General features: G+C 35.3%; 15 protein-coding genes. 6 read left to right on the top strand and 9 right to left on the bottom strand.

Going from position 1 to position 19,375, the window contains the following annotated elements:
• Nucleotides 1-45 precede the first annotated feature (45 nt).
• Nucleotides 46-855, top strand: coding sequence for a 3'-5' exonuclease (locus tag IPP32_12955; protein MBL0048994.1), 810 nt, complete (start codon nucleotides 46-48; stop codon nucleotides 853-855).
• A 9-nt stretch (nucleotides 856-864) separates the two neighbouring features.
• On the opposite strand, the gene IPP32_12950 is transcribed toward IPP32_12955, so the two are convergent.
• From IPP32_12950 to IPP32_12935, 4 genes are read right to left on the bottom strand one after another with little or no spacing between them, the layout of a single operon-like run.
• Complete coding sequence (locus IPP32_12950) at nucleotides 865-2,283, bottom strand: T9SS type A sorting domain-containing protein (protein MBL0048993.1); 1,419 nt, start codon at nucleotides 2,281-2,283, stop codon at nucleotides 865-867.
• Nucleotides 2,284-2,311: 28 nt separating this feature from the next.
• Nucleotides 2,312-2,614 (bottom strand): hypothetical protein, encoded by a 303-nt coding sequence (locus IPP32_12945; GenBank protein MBL0048992.1) that lies wholly within the window; start codon nucleotides 2,612-2,614, stop codon nucleotides 2,312-2,314.
• Nucleotides 2,599-3,372 carry a 5'/3'-nucleotidase SurE gene (gene surE, locus IPP32_12940; protein MBL0048991.1) on the bottom strand — a complete coding sequence of 258 codons (774 nt, stop codon included), beginning with the start codon at nucleotides 3,370-3,372 and terminating at the stop codon, nucleotides 2,599-2,601. Before surE ends, IPP32_12945 begins: the two co-directional genes overlap by 16 nt.
• Nucleotides 3,373-3,424: 52 nt before the next feature.
• A complete protein-coding gene (locus tag IPP32_12935) occupies nucleotides 3,425-4,408 on the bottom strand; it encodes a hypothetical protein (protein MBL0048990.1) in 984 nt (327 codons plus the stop codon).
• 226 nt (nucleotides 4,409-4,634) lie between these two features.
• On the opposite strand from IPP32_12935, the gene IPP32_12930 reads away from it, so the two are divergent.
• The 5 genes from IPP32_12930 (at nucleotide 4,635) to IPP32_12910 (ending at nucleotide 9,000) form a co-directional block, all read left to right on the top strand.
• Nucleotides 4,635-5,453, top strand: coding sequence for an energy transducer TonB (locus IPP32_12930; protein MBL0048989.1), 819 nt, complete (start codon nucleotides 4,635-4,637; stop codon nucleotides 5,451-5,453).
• 177 nt (nucleotides 5,454-5,630) lie between these two features.
• Nucleotides 5,631-6,368 (top strand): MotA/TolQ/ExbB proton channel family protein, encoded by a 738-nt coding sequence (locus tag IPP32_12925; GenBank protein MBL0048988.1) that lies wholly within the window; start codon nucleotides 5,631-5,633, stop codon nucleotides 6,366-6,368.
• Entirely contained in the window at nucleotides 6,365-6,766 is a 402-nt protein-coding gene (locus IPP32_12920; protein ID MBL0048987.1) for a biopolymer transporter ExbD, read from the top strand. The genes IPP32_12925 and IPP32_12920 overlap by 4 nt, the downstream gene beginning before the upstream one ends.
• Before the next feature lies 1 nt (nucleotide 6,767).
• Nucleotides 6,768-7,631 carry a TonB family protein gene (locus IPP32_12915; GenBank protein MBL0048986.1) on the top strand — a complete coding sequence of 288 codons (864 nt, stop codon included), beginning with the start codon at nucleotides 6,768-6,770 and terminating at the stop codon, nucleotides 7,629-7,631.
• 73 nt (nucleotides 7,632-7,704) lie between these two features.
• Nucleotides 7,705-9,000, top strand: coding sequence for a bifunctional folylpolyglutamate synthase/dihydrofolate synthase (locus IPP32_12910; GenBank protein MBL0048985.1), 1,296 nt, complete (start codon nucleotides 7,705-7,707; stop codon nucleotides 8,998-9,000).
• Nucleotides 9,001-9,700: 700 nt separating this feature from the next.
• Here the strand turns inward: IPP32_12910 and IPP32_12905 are convergent.
• The 5 genes from IPP32_12905 to IPP32_12885 form a co-directional block, all read right to left on the bottom strand.
• Nucleotides 9,701-12,946 (bottom strand): T9SS type A sorting domain-containing protein, encoded by a 3,246-nt coding sequence (locus IPP32_12905; protein ID MBL0048984.1) that lies wholly within the window; start codon nucleotides 12,944-12,946, stop codon nucleotides 9,701-9,703.
• A 330-nt stretch (nucleotides 12,947-13,276) separates the two neighbouring features.
• A complete protein-coding gene (locus IPP32_12900) occupies nucleotides 13,277-13,663 on the bottom strand; it encodes a hypothetical protein (protein ID MBL0048983.1) in 387 nt (128 codons plus the stop codon).
• 695 nt (nucleotides 13,664-14,358) lie between these two features.
• Nucleotides 14,359-14,682, bottom strand: a complete 324-nt coding sequence (locus IPP32_12895) for a hypothetical protein (GenBank protein ID MBL0048982.1) — start codon at nucleotides 14,680-14,682, stop codon at nucleotides 14,359-14,361.
• 1,009 nt (nucleotides 14,683-15,691) lie between these two features.
• Nucleotides 15,692-16,060: a hypothetical protein gene (locus IPP32_12890; GenBank protein ID MBL0048981.1), complete on the bottom strand. Its 369-nt coding sequence runs from the start codon at nucleotides 16,058-16,060 to the stop codon at nucleotides 15,692-15,694.
• Nucleotides 16,061-16,160: 100 nt separating this feature from the next.
• A complete protein-coding gene (locus IPP32_12885; GenBank protein MBL0048980.1) occupies nucleotides 16,161-16,607 on the bottom strand; it encodes a hypothetical protein in 447 nt (148 codons plus the stop codon).
• Between the last annotated feature and the right edge of the window lie 2,768 nt (nucleotides 16,608-19,375).

The raw sequence follows: 19,375 nt of genomic DNA, 5'->3' as shown, positions 1-19,375 counted from the left end.
AATGTTCGTATTCAACAATACGAACATTTTTTTTATACCTATAACATGAAACTAAATTTAAAGCGACCTATAGTATTTTTCGATATTGAATCCACCGGTGTAGATGTTGCGGTGGATAGGATAGTTGAGATTTCATTTTTAAAACTCTTTCCGGACGGAAAACGCGAGTCGCTTACTATGAAGATTAATCCTACCATCCCAATACCACTGAGCTCTTCACTTATACATGGAATTTATGATAAGGACGTTGTGGATGCGCTTACTTTTAAAGATTTGGCAAAACAATTTAGCGCATTTTTAACCAATTGCGATTTAGGTGGTTACAATTCAAACAAGTTTGATATTCCCATTCTTGCTGAAGAATTTTTACGGGCTGAGGTTGATTTTGATTTGAAAGGAAGAAGTATGGTGGATGTGCAAAACATATTTCACCAAATGGAACAACGCACTTTAAAAGCAGCCTATAAGTTTTATTGCGGAAAAGAACTGATTGGTGCGCATGGCGCTGAAGCGGATATTAATGCAACCTATGATGTATTGTTAGCACAATTGGCAAAATATGAGAATGTTGAAATTGAAAACAAGGCCGGTAAAAAAGTTATTCCTGTGGTGAACGATGTGAAAGCCTTACACGATTTTACCATGACCAACAGCAATGCAGATTTGGCCGGTAGAATTATTTTTGATGAGCAAGGCAGAGAAGTATTTAATTTTGGCAAACACAAAGGCAAAGCAGTGGTGGATGTCTTTAAATCAGAACCCTCTTATTATTCGTGGATGATGAATAGTGAATTTCCACTCTATACTAAAAAGGTGTTGACTGCAATAAAATTGAGGGAAATGAATACGAAGTAATAAGCGTAATTATTCCTTTATTATTTTTTGAATTACGATTCCTTTTAGGGTATGAATCCGAATAAAATACATTCCGGGTGCTAAGGTTTCAACCGGCAGCGACAGCGTCATTTTGGAATGAATGCTTGTTTTAAATTTAATTTTTCCTTCCACATCACAAATATCTAACTCATAATTTCGCCCGCAAATTAAACCCGAACTTTCAATGTTTACCAGATTAGAAGCTGGATTGGGAAAAGTCTCGAATTTAACTTGTGAATCATCGTATTCCTTAATACCAACCGGGCAGCGAAAATCTCCAATAAACAAGTCTGGATTTAAACTGGTCGAAAAGGAATCAATTAATAAATAGTTGAATACACTATACTGATACACTTTCGCAGGGTTTATGGATTCTTCCACCAGATTTATATACGGATAGAAACTAACATTCGGATTGCTATCGGGATATTTAATAAGCTTAAGTCTTTTATTAATCAAAAAGGGTCCGTTAGAGTTTAAGTTCCATAAATCAAAATCAAATAATTTTTTTTCATCGTTAGTCCCCAAATTCCCTATTTCGGGTTGATAAACAAGAGATGTTCCAACGATTTCGCTGGCGTGAATACCTGAGTTAGTAAGCAATAAATAAATGGAAAGCGCACCAGTTGTAAGGTTATACTTAACTATGTTAATGCATGAATCGCCTGGGGAACAAACCAGCGTTAAATTTTGAAAATCAAGAACCAAATGTTTTACATTATCCGCATAAGAAGGCAACACAGTATCCATTAACAGTGTATATGAGGGAGAAATAATAGAAAGCTTCGTATGTTGCAATGCATCCTCTCCTGTAATGTATACAGTTTGGTTGTAATTACAATACATTGTTTTAGGAAGCATATTAAGATGAAGTGAAGCAAAGTTTGAGGTAAGGCTAGTATCCAACACAAAAAAGTTTGGCCCTACTGAAGTTGACTTTAATATATAATTAAATCCCCCAATTGATGAAAATGCGGTAATACTATCCATATAAAAAAACTGTTGCGGATAAATTTGAGTTGTATCATATGGATTCGCAAGTGGATAATCAACATAAAATTTTTGGATCTTGGTGGAGTCGCCCACATATAAATATTTTTTAAACCAAGGTCCAATACCTTCAGGCTCCACTTCTAGTGTAGTAATTTTATTGAAAGACTGCAAAGAATCAAAAGCAGTGTAAGAACCACCCATTACAGTTCCAATGGAATGCGGTATACTTAAAGTATCACTTCCATTACAAACAACAATATTCCCATAGTAGCCACAGACATTCTTCACCACCAAATTCACATGCGATTTATTGCCTGATTTCAGCACAATTTCAGCAGCAAAAGTTTCTACATTTAAACACGTCAGCAACAGCCCAAAGACCAGTTTCCAGTATTGTTTAAACAAACTACTCATTTTTTAAGGAGCTTAAATGCTATTTGAATTACAGCGTAAACTTCAAAATAAAAACAACAATTGCATACAATAAAGTAGCGAATACTACTCCACGCGCTGAATAATACCTATCGGTTTGAATAAAAATAAAAAACACGGCCAGGTTGCCAAGCACGCACAAACTTAGCAGCGGAAGAAAAATACGTTTCATAAAAGTTTCGTACAAAAAGGTATCGACACGGATGTAGTAAAAATTGATTTTGTAATACACCAGCAATACAATCAGCGGAGTAATAATTCCGAGCAGTAATCCAAGCAAAAGTTTGTCGTATTTTTTTATTTCAGGCTCCATGCTTTTAATTTATCGATAGCTGAATAAGCTGTAAAATCAATATGTACCGGAACTATTGAAATAAAATTATTTTTCAGTGCCCATTCATCGGTATCCTCTTTGTGGTCTTGATCTTTAAAATATCCGGTTAACCAGTAATAGGGTTTGCCGCTTGGGTCGTGGCGTTCCTCCAAATCTTCCACCCACATGGCTTTAGCTTGGCGACACACTTTTATACCAGCAATCAACTCCGCTTTTACATCCGGAAAATTTACATTCAGGCATACGCCACTTGGAAGGTTTTCGGCCAACATTTTTTCGCAAATCGATTTCACATATTTTTTTGTGGCCGAAAAATCAGCATCAATAGAATGATTGCACAAAGAAAAACCAATGGATGAAATATCTTCGATAGCCCCTTCAACCGCAGCACTCATGGTACCTGAATAAATAACATTGATGGAAGAATTGCTCCCGTGATTAATTCCGGAAACAATTAAATCCGGTTTGCGTGGCATTAATTTATTGATGGCCATTTTTACACAATCTACCGGAGTTCCGCTGCAGCTGTACTCGGTATGCTTTCCATCCAAACTCAATTTTTGAATACGCAAGGTAGAATTTATGGTAATGGCATGTCCCATGCCTGATTGCGGACGATCGGGAGCAACTACAAACACCTCCCCTATTTCGTGCATTACCGATACGAGCGTGCGAATGCCGGGTGCATTGATTCCATCGTCGTTGGTTACTAAAATTAAAGGCTTTTTTGAATTCATAAAAGTATGTGCCACGAAATTAAAAATTAAGCCGCACAAAAAGCATTAATCTTTATTTTGCAGAAGAATCACTAACAAGAATCTTGTAAATCTTCCTTCCGGAGGAAGCGGTTTCAAGCTCTAGAAAATAAATACCTGTGTAAAGATTGTCAATGCTGATGCTAAAATCGTTTTCTTTTCCTTGGCGAACAATTTTTCCGATACTGTTATACAATTTAATTTCCCGAAACAGAACCTCCTTGTTTAACTCAATGCTATGATTAATTACATCGTGAAAAAAAAGCGGCTTTTGTATTTGATTAAACTCATTTATAGCGCTGGGATTGGGATAATAAAAGCCGAGGCTGTCAAGCCAAAAGGTAGAAGAAAGACCCCATGCAGAAGATTCGAAAACCAGCACAACACTGTCGGGAGTTTGATTGCTTTGATAGACTAAAGGCAATTCGAATGCTGTCCAATTAGCAGTGGGATAAAATTGCATAGTGCTTTCAGCGTAAGCAACTGTATCAATTTGCTGCAAAGTTGAATTGTATTTCTTGAGCAATATTCGTGCTTTTCCAAAATTAGTAAGCGATGGCGAAGTGTTATCGAATTTAAAGTGCCCTCTTAATTTAGATGGTCTGAAAGGAAAAGGAGTACCGCCCTTTACAAAATCCAAATAGCCTTGGCTATCGGTATAAAAATGATTTCCGTTTGTGATAAATCCTTTGTAGGGGTTCCCATCCACTCTTACTTTTCCGTTTACAGAAAACAATTTAATTGCAAGCGCACCTTCAAAGGCATTTGCGTATTCTAATTGAACCGTTTGCAACAATTCGTGGTATTGTAATCCAACAGAAACATAATGAGTATTAGGAGTATGAGGTTGCACTGTATCGATAGTCCAGTTGTACCAAGCATCGGATGTTATCCAGGAATGAATTCTATCGATGCCCCCAATGTATGCACTGTCGAAGCCTGGGTTTTCGATATTTTGTGCCTTTGGTAGTAAAGATTGAAAAAGCAAAAAGGCTCCTAGGTATAATTTTGTTTTCATGATTTAAAAAATTAGGTAATTAAAGGTACTTACAAAATTTAAAAAAACATACACCGTTAAACGATTTTTTTTAAACCAGAATTGAATTTTTGGAAACTTAAAAATGAAAAGCTAACAATATTTGTGCTTGAATCTCGTTAGTTGTGTAGGGTTATAATTTTCATTTATGGAAAATTAAAAACTTCGGCATCTCTCCTACAACATCATTTAACTAAAACCAATTGTCATGAAAAATTTAATAAATGCTTCAGACAACTTTACTGAATTGTTGTTTGAAAAACGAAATAAAAATTACGGCGCTTACATCCTCCGAAAGGAATACGAACAAAACCTGCTTAAATCCTTTTCTACGGCTATGCTTTCAGTACTGCTCTTTGCAGGAATTTTTGCTGTTCTGAACCAAAAAAATGCCGAAACAATTTTGCCTTTGCAAAAAAAGGAATTTGAACAAATAAAGATTGAGATTGACCTCACTTACCTTAACAAAACAAAGGTAATGCCGCTTGCTGAAAAAGTGCATGTTGCACAAAGTAAAAGTGAAGCTAATAAAGATGTTGTGGCGGAGATAAAAGATGATGCCCCCATCGTGGAAACAATTAAGCCTGCAGAAGACTTAAGTGCGCATTCAGCTGTTTCAACAAGTGGTAGCACTTCCGAATTACCGGCAGTGCTTCAAACCGGAGCTAGTGGTTCAGAAAGTGCCGGGGGAATGGGTTTAGGCGAAACAACTAAGAACTTAGCGGAAATAGATATTGCACCTGAATTTCCGGGAGGAATAGATAAGCTTATGGAATTTTTATCGCACCATATTGTTTATCCTATGCAGGCTAAAGAAAATGGAATAAAAGGAACTGTTTATGTTTCCTTTATGGTGGATAAAAACGGAAAAGTTAAAGAAGTGAAAATTGCAAAAGGGCTTTATTCTGCCTGTGATGCAGAAGTGATGCGTGTAGTTAATTTATTTCCACCATGGAAACCCGGTATTTATAAAGGAAAAAATGTTAATGTGGTTTTTAGCTTGCCGGTAAAATTTGAACTCCGCTAATAAAAAAATCGTTGCGTGTCCTTTGTAATTAGGAGCTATTTGCTTAGAAGTGACACATTTTCTGAATCTACTCAACTAACAAATTGCTGTTTATAAGTTAGGTCTTAACAAACAGGTTCACCCTTGGCTTCTCGCTAATTTAGCGGATATTTTAAACAATATAAAAATTAAGAAAATATGCTTTCATCCATTCTTCTTCAAATAACAAGTACCGCAGGTGTTGCACAGGATACGCTCAGCAAAGTAGCGAATACCGCAGTTGCCGCAACTACAGCAGCTTTGCCGCCAAAGGAAGATTCATTGTCATTGCTCACCCTCATCATGAAAGGGGGCTATATTATGATTCCGATTGGCATACTTTCCATCATAAGTATTTATATTTTAATTGAGCGCTACATCACTATCCGTAAGGCAAACAAGATGGAGGGCAATTTTATGCTTACCATAAAAGATTATATCTCCACCGGAAATATGACTGCTGCAAAAGCTTATTGTAAAAGCGGAAACACCCCCGTTTACAAGATGATTGAAAAAGGTGTTAACCGCATTGATAAACCCATAAAAGAAGTGGAAAGTGCTATTGAAGGCGTAGGAAAACTGGAAGTAGCCAAGCTGGAAAAAAATCTCAACATATTGGGAATTATTGCCGGTATAGCACCTATGTTTGGTTTCATTGGAACGATAAGCGGGGTTATTAAAATATTTTATAATATCTCGCTTGCGGATAACATTAGCATTGGATTAATTTCGGGAGGTTTGTATGAAAAGATGATTACCAGTGCTGCCGGATTAGTTGTGGGTATATTTGCTTATGTAAGCTATCATGTGTTGAGTATGATGGTGGATAGTGTGGTAACAAAAATGGAAACAGCCAGTGTTGAATTTATTGATTTATTACAAGAACCTGCACTATGAGTTTAAGGAGAAATAAACACCGCTTTGCCGCAGAGGTAGGCGCATCCTCAATGAGTGACATCATGTTTTTTTTGATGTTGTTTTTTCTCATTGTATCAACGCTGGTAAATCCGAGTGTAATTAAACTCTTGTTGCCCAAAGCCTCATCTGTGCAAACCATGAGCAAACAGCAATTCACGGTAGATATATCGAAAGACAAAGAAATTTATTTAAACAACAAACCCATCGCATTTGAAAATTTGGAAGGCCAGCTTCGCATTTTAATAAGTGGTGTTTCAGAAGCTACTATTGTGCTTCGTGTCGACAATTCGCTGACCGTGCAAGACCTTGTGGATGTGCTGGAGATAGGAAATAAATTAAAAGTGCGCATGGTAATGGCTGCCAAAACCACTAAATAAAATGGCTCAAGAAGAACAAAACAATAACCGCATTGCTGCGCTGGTGGGAACATTGCTGTTTCATGGCCTGCTTTTGCTTTTGTTTTTATTGATCGTATTTAAAACACCCATTCCTCCTTTTCCGGATGCTGGAAGTCCGGGTATTGAAGTAAATTTTGGAACTTCGGATGATGGGATGGGCGAAGTACAACCACGAGAGGCAACCAGTTTAAAAAACTCACAAGCACCTGAGTTAACAGAGGAAATAAAAACGAAGATTGAAAAGCTAACTGCCCCTGTTGAAGAAGCCGTGGTAACGCAAGAAACAGAAGATGCACCCGAAGTATTGAAACAAAAACCGGCAACAGAAACCGTTACCAAGGCGGTTGAAACTCCTGTTAAAGATATAGAGCCGCCCAAGCCTGTAGTGAATGCAAGTTCATTGTACAAAGGAAAAAGCAAATCAGATGGCGGTAGCAACGGCAGTGAAGGAGAAACCGGAAAACCCGGCGATCAAGGCTCACCTGACGGCAGCATGGATTCGAAATATCATGGACCCGGTGGCGGGCATGGAGACACCCCAGGAGCAAACGGCCCCGGTGGTGACGGTGGTGGAATATCTTACAGCTTAGGCGGCCGTAAATCGCAAAAAATACCTATTCCGGAATATACCCAGCAAGTGGAAGGGCGCGTGGTGGTAGAAATTTCGGTGGATAAATTAGGAAATGTAATTAGCGCAAAACCCGGCGTGAAAGGCTCTACGACTACCAACTCTTATCTTTTAGAAAAAGCAAAACAAGCGGCACTCCGCGCTAAGTTTAATGCCAAACCGGATGCTCCCGATGAGCAACGCGGCACGATTGTATATAATTTTCTTTTAAAATAAATTCGCTTTACCCTTAAAATTCAATTTGTTGCGCTGAAAGTTTCAGATTATATTCGCAAAATTTTTGTAGGGTATGAATTACAAACAAGCGCTTGATTATTTGTATGCCAGCTTGCCAATGTTTCAACGCATTGGTGCTGCTGCTTATCGCGCAGATTTAACCAATACGGTTGCCCTGTGTAAGCTGCTAAAAAATCCTGAAAAAAAATTTAAAACCATACACATTGCCGGTACCAATGGGAAAGGCTCGGTTTCGCATTTGCTTGCATCCATCCTGCAAAGCGCCGGTTATCGAGTAGGTTTGTATACCTCCCCTCATTTAAAAGATTTTAGGGAGCGCATTAAAATCAATGGCAAAATGATTAGTCAGCACGATGTGGTTGATTTTGTGGAGAAATACAAAAGCGGTTTTGAAAAGATAAAACCTTCCTTTTTTGAAATTACCGTTGGAATGGCATTTTGCTATTTCGAAAAAGAACAGGTTGATATTGCCATAATTGAAACCGGTTTAGGAGGAAGATTAGATTCCACAAATGTGATTAAACCCTTGTTATCGGTGATTACCAATATTAGTTATGACCACCAGGCATTGCTTGGAGAAACTTTGGAAAAAATTGCACTTGAAAAGGCCGGAATCATAAAATTAAAGACTCCTGTGGTGATTGGTGAAATGCAAGCTGAAACACGCTTTATTTTTTCTAAAGTAGCGATTCAACATAAATCCGAACTATTTTTCGCGGATCAAAAATATAAGGTGAAACAAGCGCTTACCAAAGGAACTGTTGCTCCCGTTCAAGTGTTGGATATACTTCAAAATGGTAAAAGCTATTTAGAAAAAGTAGAATTGCCATTATTAGGCCTTTACCAGCACAAAAACGTTTGCACCGTTTTGCAAGCCATTGAATTGTTGCAACAACAATCCTTTATCGTTACTGAAAAGGATATTAGAGCAGGGATAGCGAAAGTGATTGTGCAAACCGATTTGCAAGGGCGTTGGCAAATTTTAGGACGCAATCCGCTCATTGTTGCAGATACCGGTCACAATGAAGCGGGCTTAAAGGAAGTGGTAAAGCAGCTTGAAACAACGCCTCACAAAAAGTTACATTTTGTGATTGGCGTGGTAAATGACAAGGACATTAGTAAGCTACTGAAAGTACTTCCTGCTAAAGCGATATACTATTTCTGTAAGGCAGAATTACCAAGAGCTTTGAATGAAAAGGAACTTGAGGCACAGGCCAAAAAAGCAGGTTTAAAAGGTAAATCGTATGATTCGGTGTATGATGCCTTAAAAGCCGCCAAGAAAAATGCTACAAAAGAGGATTTAATTTTTATTGGAGGCTCAACGTTTACAGTGGCTGAGGTGGTTTAAAAAACGAAATATGTTTATTAACGACAAAAGCCCCGCACATTGCGAGGCTTTTTGTTGGCTTGACTGAACTAAATCTCGAACCATTTTCTAGAAGACATAAAGGTTATTGCCAGTATGATTTCTCATTTGAAAATCAAAACGGAATAAGTTAAACCTATATCCTTTTATTGCATTTACAGCGATTTATGACTTTTAAACCCTGAAAAAAGATATAAAAACTAATCACTTAACACTAGCGACCTTACCTCGACCTGTAATCTTTTTCCGATTAGATACATTATAGTAATAGTTGCCATTCCGAATAGTCTCAAGGCGGTATTTTTGTTTCTTGCGTTAGCAACTTATTACTAAATAGCATTTTACAATTTCCACTCCCATTTGTGATCAGATTAATACCCAACGCTGCTAAAAAAGGAAAACTTCATCATGCTTCATAATCATGGCCTTTACATGGTTTTTGTGAATAAATTACCCAATTAACAACTGTTAAGGGTTTGAAATATGTTCCTTGCTTATTGGTTATTTTTTATCGATCTCTACGCAGAATTCGAATCTAAGAGATATAAATTTACTACTAAAATGGCGCAATGCGGTGTTTTTGTTTATTACAATAAAAATGCAAATTTAAAGCATCTGCTTTGCAAACGGGGATGAGTGCTGGTCAATTTTATATGCTCTTCTTTTAAATCCTATTCACACCCTATTCAAAGATTATTTTTTTGTAGTATGTTGAGTCTTTTATTTGAACTCTTAACAAATAAATCCCAATCAATTTCATTGGTAGCACAATTTCTCCTTTGCTAGGTTCTGTTTCGTAAATAATATCTCCTAATAAATTTAAAATAGTTAATTTAACTACTTCCTTTTTTAGTAAACTAATTTTAAATCTTCCGCTATTAGGGTTGGGTACAATTTGTAAATCGGCATCTTTGTTATATTGATTTATCCCAACGGAATTAAAATTAAATGGTGCAGAAATATTTTTACAGCCATTCGAATCCGTAACTTGTACAGTATAACTTCCATTTTGAGTAACTACATGTTGCATAGAATCTGCACCAATTATTACTCCACTATTCAAATACCATTGGTAACTCGTAAATGCACCACAAATTAAACTATTATTACTTTGTTGGATGACCGGCTGCGTTGGAATAGTGTTTACTAATAACGAATAAATTGGTGAACTTGCAACACAACCTAGATTATTCGTAATGGTTACAAAATATAAACCTGTATTTTTTACAATTATTGACTGCGTTGTATCTCCGGTGTTCCAACTATACGAAGCTGCTGAATTCGCTGTTAGTACCAATGAATCACCATAGCATATAGCAGATGGTCCATTTGCAGCTATTGTTGCACTTGTTGTACCTGGACATGAAATTGATGCCCCCCATCCCATTGATTGAGCAGCTATGTTTCCTGTAATAAATTGAAAAGTTATTGAAGAGCCGCTTGATTGAACTGTGAATGGCGCTATTCCACTACCATACGAGCCAATTAAAGGTGCAGCTGTTGTGGTCCCATCATATGCATTTAAACCATAAGTTGTGGTGAGTGAACTAAAATCAAATTTTATGGAACAGCCGCTTGTTGAATTAAAAGTTACAGTGTGTGAGCTGTTGAGCTTGTAGTTTAGGTTTGGCCCACCGCTATCATAAAACAATCCACCACAAGTATTAATTGTTCCGCTAATCATACTCATTGTGTAAACTGGAAAAGTTGAGCAAGTCATTATTCCTTGCCAACCAGATGTGTTATAAACTCCATCCGAAATAAATTTAAAAGTGATACAAGCACCCGCTTGAGGCGAAGAAATAATAGCGCCTACATTTGAACCTACATAAACACCAATAGGAGCTGTTGAAGCAGTGCTACCGCTATAAACAAAAAGTGTATCACCCGACGCTAATTCGAACTGATTAGGGAAATTAAAAATAAGGTAATCGTTCGAAGTAGTAGGGCAAAAGGTCATTGTTGAGGTTTGGTTTAAAGCATAAAATGAATCTGCTCCACCATCGTCATAAAAAATACCGTCACATGCGGTTACAGTTTGTCCATTGTTTAGTGGATAAGCAGTTAGCACTGGAGTTGAACAGGATATGGTGGCTGCCCATCCTGCAGATTGTGCAGAAACATTGCCTGTAATAAACTGAAAGGTAAGCGCAGTGCCGGAGGATTGAACACTGAATGGCCCTAAAACACCGCTATACGAACCTATCAGAGGAGCATTTAGCGTATTGCCATCGTACACATTTAAATTATAAACAGTACTCAACGAACTGAAATTAAACAGCAAGCGATTTCCATTCGATGAATTAAAAGTTACCAGGCTATTGCTATTCGTTTTATAATTGCCGGTTGGTCCGCCATTATCATAAAACAATCCTCCACAAGTAGGAATTGTACCACTAACCATGTTCATAGTATACCGCGGATTTGTGGCAGAACAAGTCATTATTCCTTCCCAACCAACTGTGTTAGAAACTCCATCTGAAATAAATTTAAAAGTAATACAAGCACCCGCTTGAGGTGAAGAAATAATAGCGCCTACATTTGAACCTACATAAACACCAATAGGTGCCGTTGAAGCAGTGCTACCGCTATAAACAAAAAGTGTATCACCCGACGCTAATTCGAACTGTGTGGGGAAGTTAAAAATAAGGTAATCATTCGAAGTAGTAGGGCAAAAAGTCATTGTTGAGGTTTGGTTTATAGCATAAAGTGAATCAGCTCCACCATCGTCATAAAAAATACCGTTACATGCGGTTACAGTTTGTCCATTGTTTAGCGGATAAGCAGCTAGCACTGGAGTTGAACAGGATATGGTGGCTGCCCATCCTGCAGATTGTGCAGAAACATTGCCAGTAATAAATCGAAAGGTAAGAGAAGTGCCAGAGGATTGAACACTGAATGGTCCTAAAACACCGCTATACGAACCTATCAGAGGAGCATTTAGCGTATTGCCATCGTACACATTTAAATTATAAACAGTACTCAAGGAACTGAAATTAAACAGCAAGCGATTTCCATTCGATGAATTAAAAGTTACCAGGCTATTGCTATTCGTTTTATAATTGCCGGTTGGTCCGCCATTATCATAAAACAATCCTCCACAAGTAGGAATTGTACCACTAACCATGTTCATAGTATACCGCGGATTTGTGGCAGAACAAGTCATTATTCCTTCCCAACCAACTGTGTTAGAAACTCCATCTGAAATAAATTTAAAAGTAATACAAGCACCCGCTTGAGGTGAAGAAATAATAGCGCCTACATTTGAACCTACATAAACACCTATAGGTGCCGTTGAAGCAGTGCTACCGCTATAAACAAAAAGTGTATCACCCGACGCTAATTCGAACTGTGTGGGGAAGTTAAAAATAAGGTAATCATTCGAAGTAGTAGGGCAAAAAGTCATTGTTGAGGTTTTGTTTATAGCATAAAGTGAATCAGCTCCACCATCGTCATAAAAAATACCGTTACATGCGGTTACAGTTTGTCCATTGTTTAGTGGATAAGCAGCTAGCACTGGAGTTGAACAGGATATGGTGGCTGCCCATCCTGCAGATTGTGCAGAAACATTGCCAGTAATAAATCGAAAGGTAAGAGAAGTGCCAGAAGATTGAACACTGAATGGTCCTAAAACACCGCTATACGACCCTATCAGAGGAGCATTTAGAGTATTGCCATCGTACACATTTAAATTATAAACTGTACTCAAGGAACTGAAATTAAACAGCAAGCGATTTCCATTCGATGAATTAAATGTCATCGTTAAATTTTGATTAAGATAATAGTTAGCCAAAGGTCCACCGCTGTCATAAAAAATTCCACTACAAGTAGAAACAGTATCATTACCCATGTTATAAGTTTGAGAAAAGGAGCTGAAGTTTAAGCCAGTTATCATCAGGCATAAGGCAATTAGGTTCTTTTTTAACATGCGCAAGTATTTTTTAGAGAATATTACTATTAGTATCTATAATTCTATTTAAATATGAACCAACATTCAACCCAAGTCTGAAGAATTGCTGGTTATAATGTAAATATATCTTCACATCTGAGTTTGAACTTATTTCATAACCTCATCTCACTCCCCAAACAACTTCCATTACAAGGTCTTTAAAAAAATATTTATATCCATTTAAAATACCCAGTGCATGAAATTCTTGCTTTGCATTTACATTCAAGGTTAGTCCAGTAATTTTTTTATTTCGATTTAAATATTCAATAAAAGTTCATAAGAAATAACCTAAAATTTAATAATTTCTTTTTATTTTGAAAACCTTTGTATGGTGAAATCATCAAGTCCTGATTCTATAATTACTAAAGAATCCGAAGTAACTTTAATAATTCGCCAGTTTGTGAGTCTTGTTGTACTATCTCTTAATAAACTAAGAAGAAGTTCATCATTTTTTAAGCTCCACTTGCCACGAACATTATTTGTTCGACTCCTCACAAAATCCCCATTTGACCTAAGATCTAAAAAATAATTTGTATCAACCCCTTGAGGACTAAGTGTATACTCTCCACCTGGTTCATCGTGATATTGATAGCAAAGTTTCCAATTGAACGTTAATTGACTTTCCTCAATTTTTCCAGATTGAAAAGCAGTTGTCAATAGAATTGCAGAAAAGATAATAAAAAGTCTTAATCTCATAATCATCTTTGATTTAATTCTTGAATTTTACTTTTAAGTTCTTCATTCTGCTCCTTTAAACACTCAATTTGTTTAAATAGCTCAGTAATGTCAAGCCTGACTTCTTCACTATTTGCCAATTATTGCTAAGAACTTGTGAATAGCCTCTCATCGAATTGATCAATGAAAGTAGAAAGGCAAATATATTTTTTGTCATACAATTTAAATCAAAAGCAGTTCGTCCATTGGTTGAACTGCTTAAAATTAATAAATAATCTAATTTACTTTACGATGCCTTGTTTACATATACCAATCAAACTAGTTCTGGTCACAACTTTTACAATGTAAAATCCGGGAGCACATCAGAAGTTAAAAAATTAATAGCTCTTATCTATTCAAGCAGATCATAAGGTGTTTAATTAATTAAGAACGATATGGCACAATCACATTACCTACCGTTCGTCCGAAGTATATAAAAAGCGGATTATAGAAAATGAAAAAGCCCCGCAAATTGCGAGGCTTTTGGTGGGCTTCACTGACCGAATCTCGAACCATTTTCTAGAAGATATGGGGGTTATTGCGGATTTATATCCATTTCTTGAAAAATTTTAAAAAGATAATTAGATAATTTGAGGATTAGCCCGGCTAGTATTGAAACAAGATCGTAGGGGGTGAATTTATTTTGAATGCCAATCAGATAATATAATACTATCTTTTTATTTTTTTTTCTGAATTATCGGCCAAATCACTTCCGTAATTACCTCGTCTTCATTATATTGATTACGTATCTGATCTATAATTACACTTCTTCCTTTTTCAACCAATACCCTATTTCTTTGAAGTGAAATCGAAATATGTTGAAAATAATTTATATCGACTCCGCAAAAGTTTCTAAAATCAAGCATTTGTTGATCTTGTTGCTTCTTCAAATCTTTCGGATCTAAATAGTCTATGTTAAAAACACTGCTAAAAAAAAACGGAGAATCCTTTGAAGGATTTCCAATAAAATCTAACCATAAGTAATAATAATCTGTTGTCATAAATTAGGGTTTTCTAATTGTTTAAAGCACTAATCATCTTATTTAAATACTAATATCCGATTTGAAAATAAAAGGTCAAAAAAAATTAAAAACCTAATTCTTTCCACAATCTAAATTCCATCCTTCGTCAAATATAACATCGAGAGTACCTGCTTTACACGCATCAATTGCATCCTTCAAAACATCTCTATCAGTTGTGCTACAAGGATAGTCTTTAGAATATTTTTGTTCATCAACTTTGATGTTAAATCTACAAAATTTCCAATTCCATAATGACAAATTATCTTTGCATTACAATTAATGGGCGCTAATTGAATAGTTGGCTGAAAACGCACGGTTTTTGAAATTAAATTCAATCTAGCATGCGTTTGACATGAAGTATCACAATCTGCTTTATTTTGAAATGGCTCTGACAAAATAACCTCAGAATTCATTGAGATATTATGAATTCAAAAATCTTCTTGATATTATTCCATTGAGATAGGAAAGTCGATCAATATTACATTTCATTGAAAAAACATCACTAAAAATAATTGATGACCCGTCCCAAGGAATTATTTTAAAATAAAAATAATGTTCTTGTAGTAGATTATTTTTGTTGTAAAACTAACATTGTCATTGGTCACATTAAATGGTGGGTAATAAGCATAACTACATTTTCCAATTCCAGTACCATTGCATCTAATTATTCCAACATTATATATCTGCTCTTTATCATACTGTAGATTTACGTTAACCATTAAGAATGCTCCATCTTGATTATTATATGAACTACCTTTCCATCAAATAATTTTCATAAAATGAATGTTCAATAGTGATAATTGATTTACCCATCGAATCTTTGGTAACTGAAAATCCCCAGTGGATGAACTATTCTGTCTTATATCATCATAATCAACTAAATTGAAATAATTAACGAGGGAGCCGTTGGCACGATCAAAGATGATATTGATACATTTTTGTAAATTTGAGCCCTGAATAATGAGCTGGTTATTTTCAAATGAACACTCTACATCATTCTCCAAAAAGTAGATTTTGGTATTTCAGGAATCTTAATCGTGTCAAAATTAACTCCATTCTTTCCGTTAGGCTCTATATCTGAAAGATAATAATGATACTTCATAAGTAATTGTTGATATTGTGATAGGCTATCAATCAAAATTGGTAATGAATCATTTTGTGATTTTGAAAGTGTGATAAACTTTAAGTCATTTTTATTTGCTATTAATTTTACCCTTTCAAGCTTTTTTCCTGCTTCGGAAAAATTTGAAATAATTTGAGCCAAACACTTTTCTTTAGAAATATCATAATAATCAGGTTCTAAAGAAAAAAACTCTTTTATATGTAAATCTTTATAATCCTTACAAAAGAAGCCCAAAGTAGCAGAATTCTTAACATTAATACTTTTAAAATATTTTGATAACCCCTCCTCTATTTTATTGAGGGAAAAATCAATATCTGATTGAGCATTAAGATTCCTAATAAAGAATCAAATTTTCTAAACCTCCACCTCCTCGTGTTAATACGCTTACTTCTATATCCTTATGATTAGATGAGCTCTTCATGTATTCTTTTACTTTTGCCTCTACACTAGCTGAGATAATAGCACCATTAAATCCGATTTTCCCACCTTTAGTTACTTCCTTTACAATCTCTGAAGTATTACTCGACATTTTTATTATGATATAAATGGAAGAATATCTTCGGGCCATTATAGGTATTTTGCTGCCATAAATCTCTTTAAATTTTGTAGGATTCTTGGCAAGTTTACGAGCTTCGGGTTTTACTTGAGTGATATCAATTGAAAGGTGTTCATATTCACAGTATCCTTTAATTACAGCATAAATTGTCGATTGGTTAAACTTTGAGCTGTTTATCGCATGATAAAACGCATTTGCAGTTACGCCAAATCCACTAGCGTTCATTTTAAATCAAAATCAAGACTTTGTTCTAGTTGGCTTCTATCAAAAAACAATTCTAGCTTAAATTTTGCATCATTTACACCTTCACTAGTGGTGGGCTTTATGGTGTAAAATACAGGACTTTCTTTTATTTTATCCAGATGATAAGGTGAAAGCCTCTTCCAAGTTCAAGAGTCATATCTGAGCCAAACGAATAATTTGCTTCAAGAGGGTAGATTGGAACTCCCTCAAATAACCTTCTTTGACTATATCGATGCTCTTCTTCCGGGATGAGTATTTACTTTGTTCAATATCCCTTCTGTGTTAGGTTGGGATAAAACCGAAGTACAAACTAATACAGAGAGACAAAAATTATTATTCTTTTCATATGCTAATAAATCATTACAGTTGAGATAAGATGACCATTAAGAAAGGAATAGGTTATTGTATTGCCTTCAGTTATGACCTGCCCATCATCCAAAGGTCTCCATATACGCATCCAATCGTCACCTTCCCAATTATTTTATATTGAGCAGCAACAATAATCTCAACACTTCCAGAACTACGATTTTGATCACAATTATATTTTGACAAAAGCAGAATTTCCTTGATCTCCTGTTGACTATTAAATTTATGAATTGGAAAAGAGTTATTATCTAATGAAAATACCGCTATTTCAATTGAAAATCTCCTACTTTAGTTGGGACCATTGGAGAATCGCATTTTATTGAAAAGTAGTGAGGCTTTTAAGCGTGAAAGAAAAGGCAGCCGAAGACAGATTGGATTTATCTTCAAATGGATTGTCCATAATATTTTGAACTTTTTGCTAAATAATTTTTGAAAGCAAGTTTTGTTTATTAACTGTTTTTTTGCTGTTTTAATTTAGCAGTGGAAAATCCAATTTCTTGGATAATTTGAATTTTCAACTTTTTGGGAAGATTTCTTTAGCAATCCAATATTTGAGAATTTGATTCCTTACATTTTTTTAGCATAAAAATATAGTTTTAGTGAATAAAATTTATTTTATTCTTTATTCTTGAAGGTTTATCTGGTCATGCAGTTTAGATTTATTGCATATTTCAATTTTCAAATTATATCAGTTTATTTCTGACAGAACATTTCATATAGATTAGCGTGCATGCATTATAGATAATCATGCGTCTGGTGTTTTTACTTGAACACATGAAAGATGAGTCGGTTCCTCTACCTCTTCGGTGGAGCTGGCTTGGGAGGGGATTGTTCCCCGCAGATCCACTTGGATAACCTTTCACCGTGCTTGGTCTTGGTCCTTCAACGATTGGTTTTTTTGCCATTTTAATATTTATTATTTTGTTTTCCCTACTAATAAGGCTTTCAGACTCGCCCGTTGATGTAGTTTCGGCTCTACTGATATCTAATTCAAATATATGATATTTCAACAAATCTCAGAAAGCATTTGAAGCAATCATTTTAATCTGAATGGATTTTTCAGTTTTTAGGACTAAAAGGAATACCAACAATATTCTTGTTAGGTTGAGTCAATTATGGCAATGCCGAATTCTTTTCTTATTTCATTTTGAAGAGTAGCTATTTTCAAAAAAATGTGAATCAACCTTTGAAACATATTTATATCCTCACCCATCTTTTAGGCACTCTTTAATATATTCATTTAGAAGGTTTATGAACTTATTTAGTAATTGATTTGATAGAATAAGTCTGTGTTGAGAAATTTGATTATAAATAGTTGTGATATTATTTACGGTTTGTGTAGGGGTAAGGAACCGAATGAACATGATACCCATCTCTTTTAAATTAATCCAACCGATCATACTCTGATTTAAGTTTGAGAAAGCTTCCCATCAGCTCATAAGAAGCCTTAATCTGCATCTCATAGACAAAAGAGCTTAAGCCCCTTTTTCTTTCTTTAAACTAATTCCTATAGCTATTACGCTGAAAATTAGCGGTAAATATTCGGAGATTGTTTTCATTTGCTTTCTACTAAAAAAATAAATGTAAAACCCGCTCAGATTAATTTCTGATTGTGTTTTTTAGGATTTGATACCTCAATTCAGCTCAGAATTTTAATCACAATGATTAGTTGTGGAAATTAAATCTATTTGTAATTAAGGATGACGTAATTTCGAAAGTCTAAGGTGATTCAAAATTCAACCGTTCTGTCAGGTTGAAAGAGAATAACAATTACAATTATTGTTAATAAATGTTGCTAAATTTAGTTACTAACCGGAAGCCAGCTCCAAATTTCAATTAAGTGCTTTTGTGTGGAAACTTTGCAGTAATTTATTTTTTTGCCTTTGAAATTATCAAATCTGCGCTATGATTATTGGGTCATTCATTTTGCATTCTATAAGTAAAGCTTCTTTTCATTGTCAATTATAACATCCATTTCACCTGCTCCGGATTCTCTCCCCCAATCCTTGTTGATATATGAATTAAATTTAATGTATTTAGTTGCAGCGTAATAACTGATTAGTTCGAGAATTATTCCTTTAGAGTCGGAAATGAAATTTTTCTTTGCTCAAGCTCACTTATAGCATCTAATTTTTCAAAGACTTCTATCTCTCCCTTTTCGGTGATATACGTATTTTTAAATCAGAAGTGTCAAGCGGAGGAAGGCTTTTCTGTTTAGATAAATATTTTGCCAAATAAACTTCCAAATTCATTTTTCGAATTTTTTGGTAGCTAGTTGAGTAGTCGTTTGTTTTGATACTTCTTGATAATTGCTTCGGCATGATTATATTCATTCCGGAGAAACCTGAATAGTCACCACAGCAATCACAAAAATCATCCAACCG

The sequence above is a fragment of the Bacteroidota bacterium genome (assembly GCA_016721765.1).
In the GTDB taxonomy this organism is placed as follows: Bacteria; Bacteroidota; Bacteroidia; order UBA4408; family UBA4408; genus UBA4408.
The sequence above is the reverse complement of the archived record's forward strand: the minus strand, read 5'-3'. Positions and strand labels throughout refer to the sequence as shown.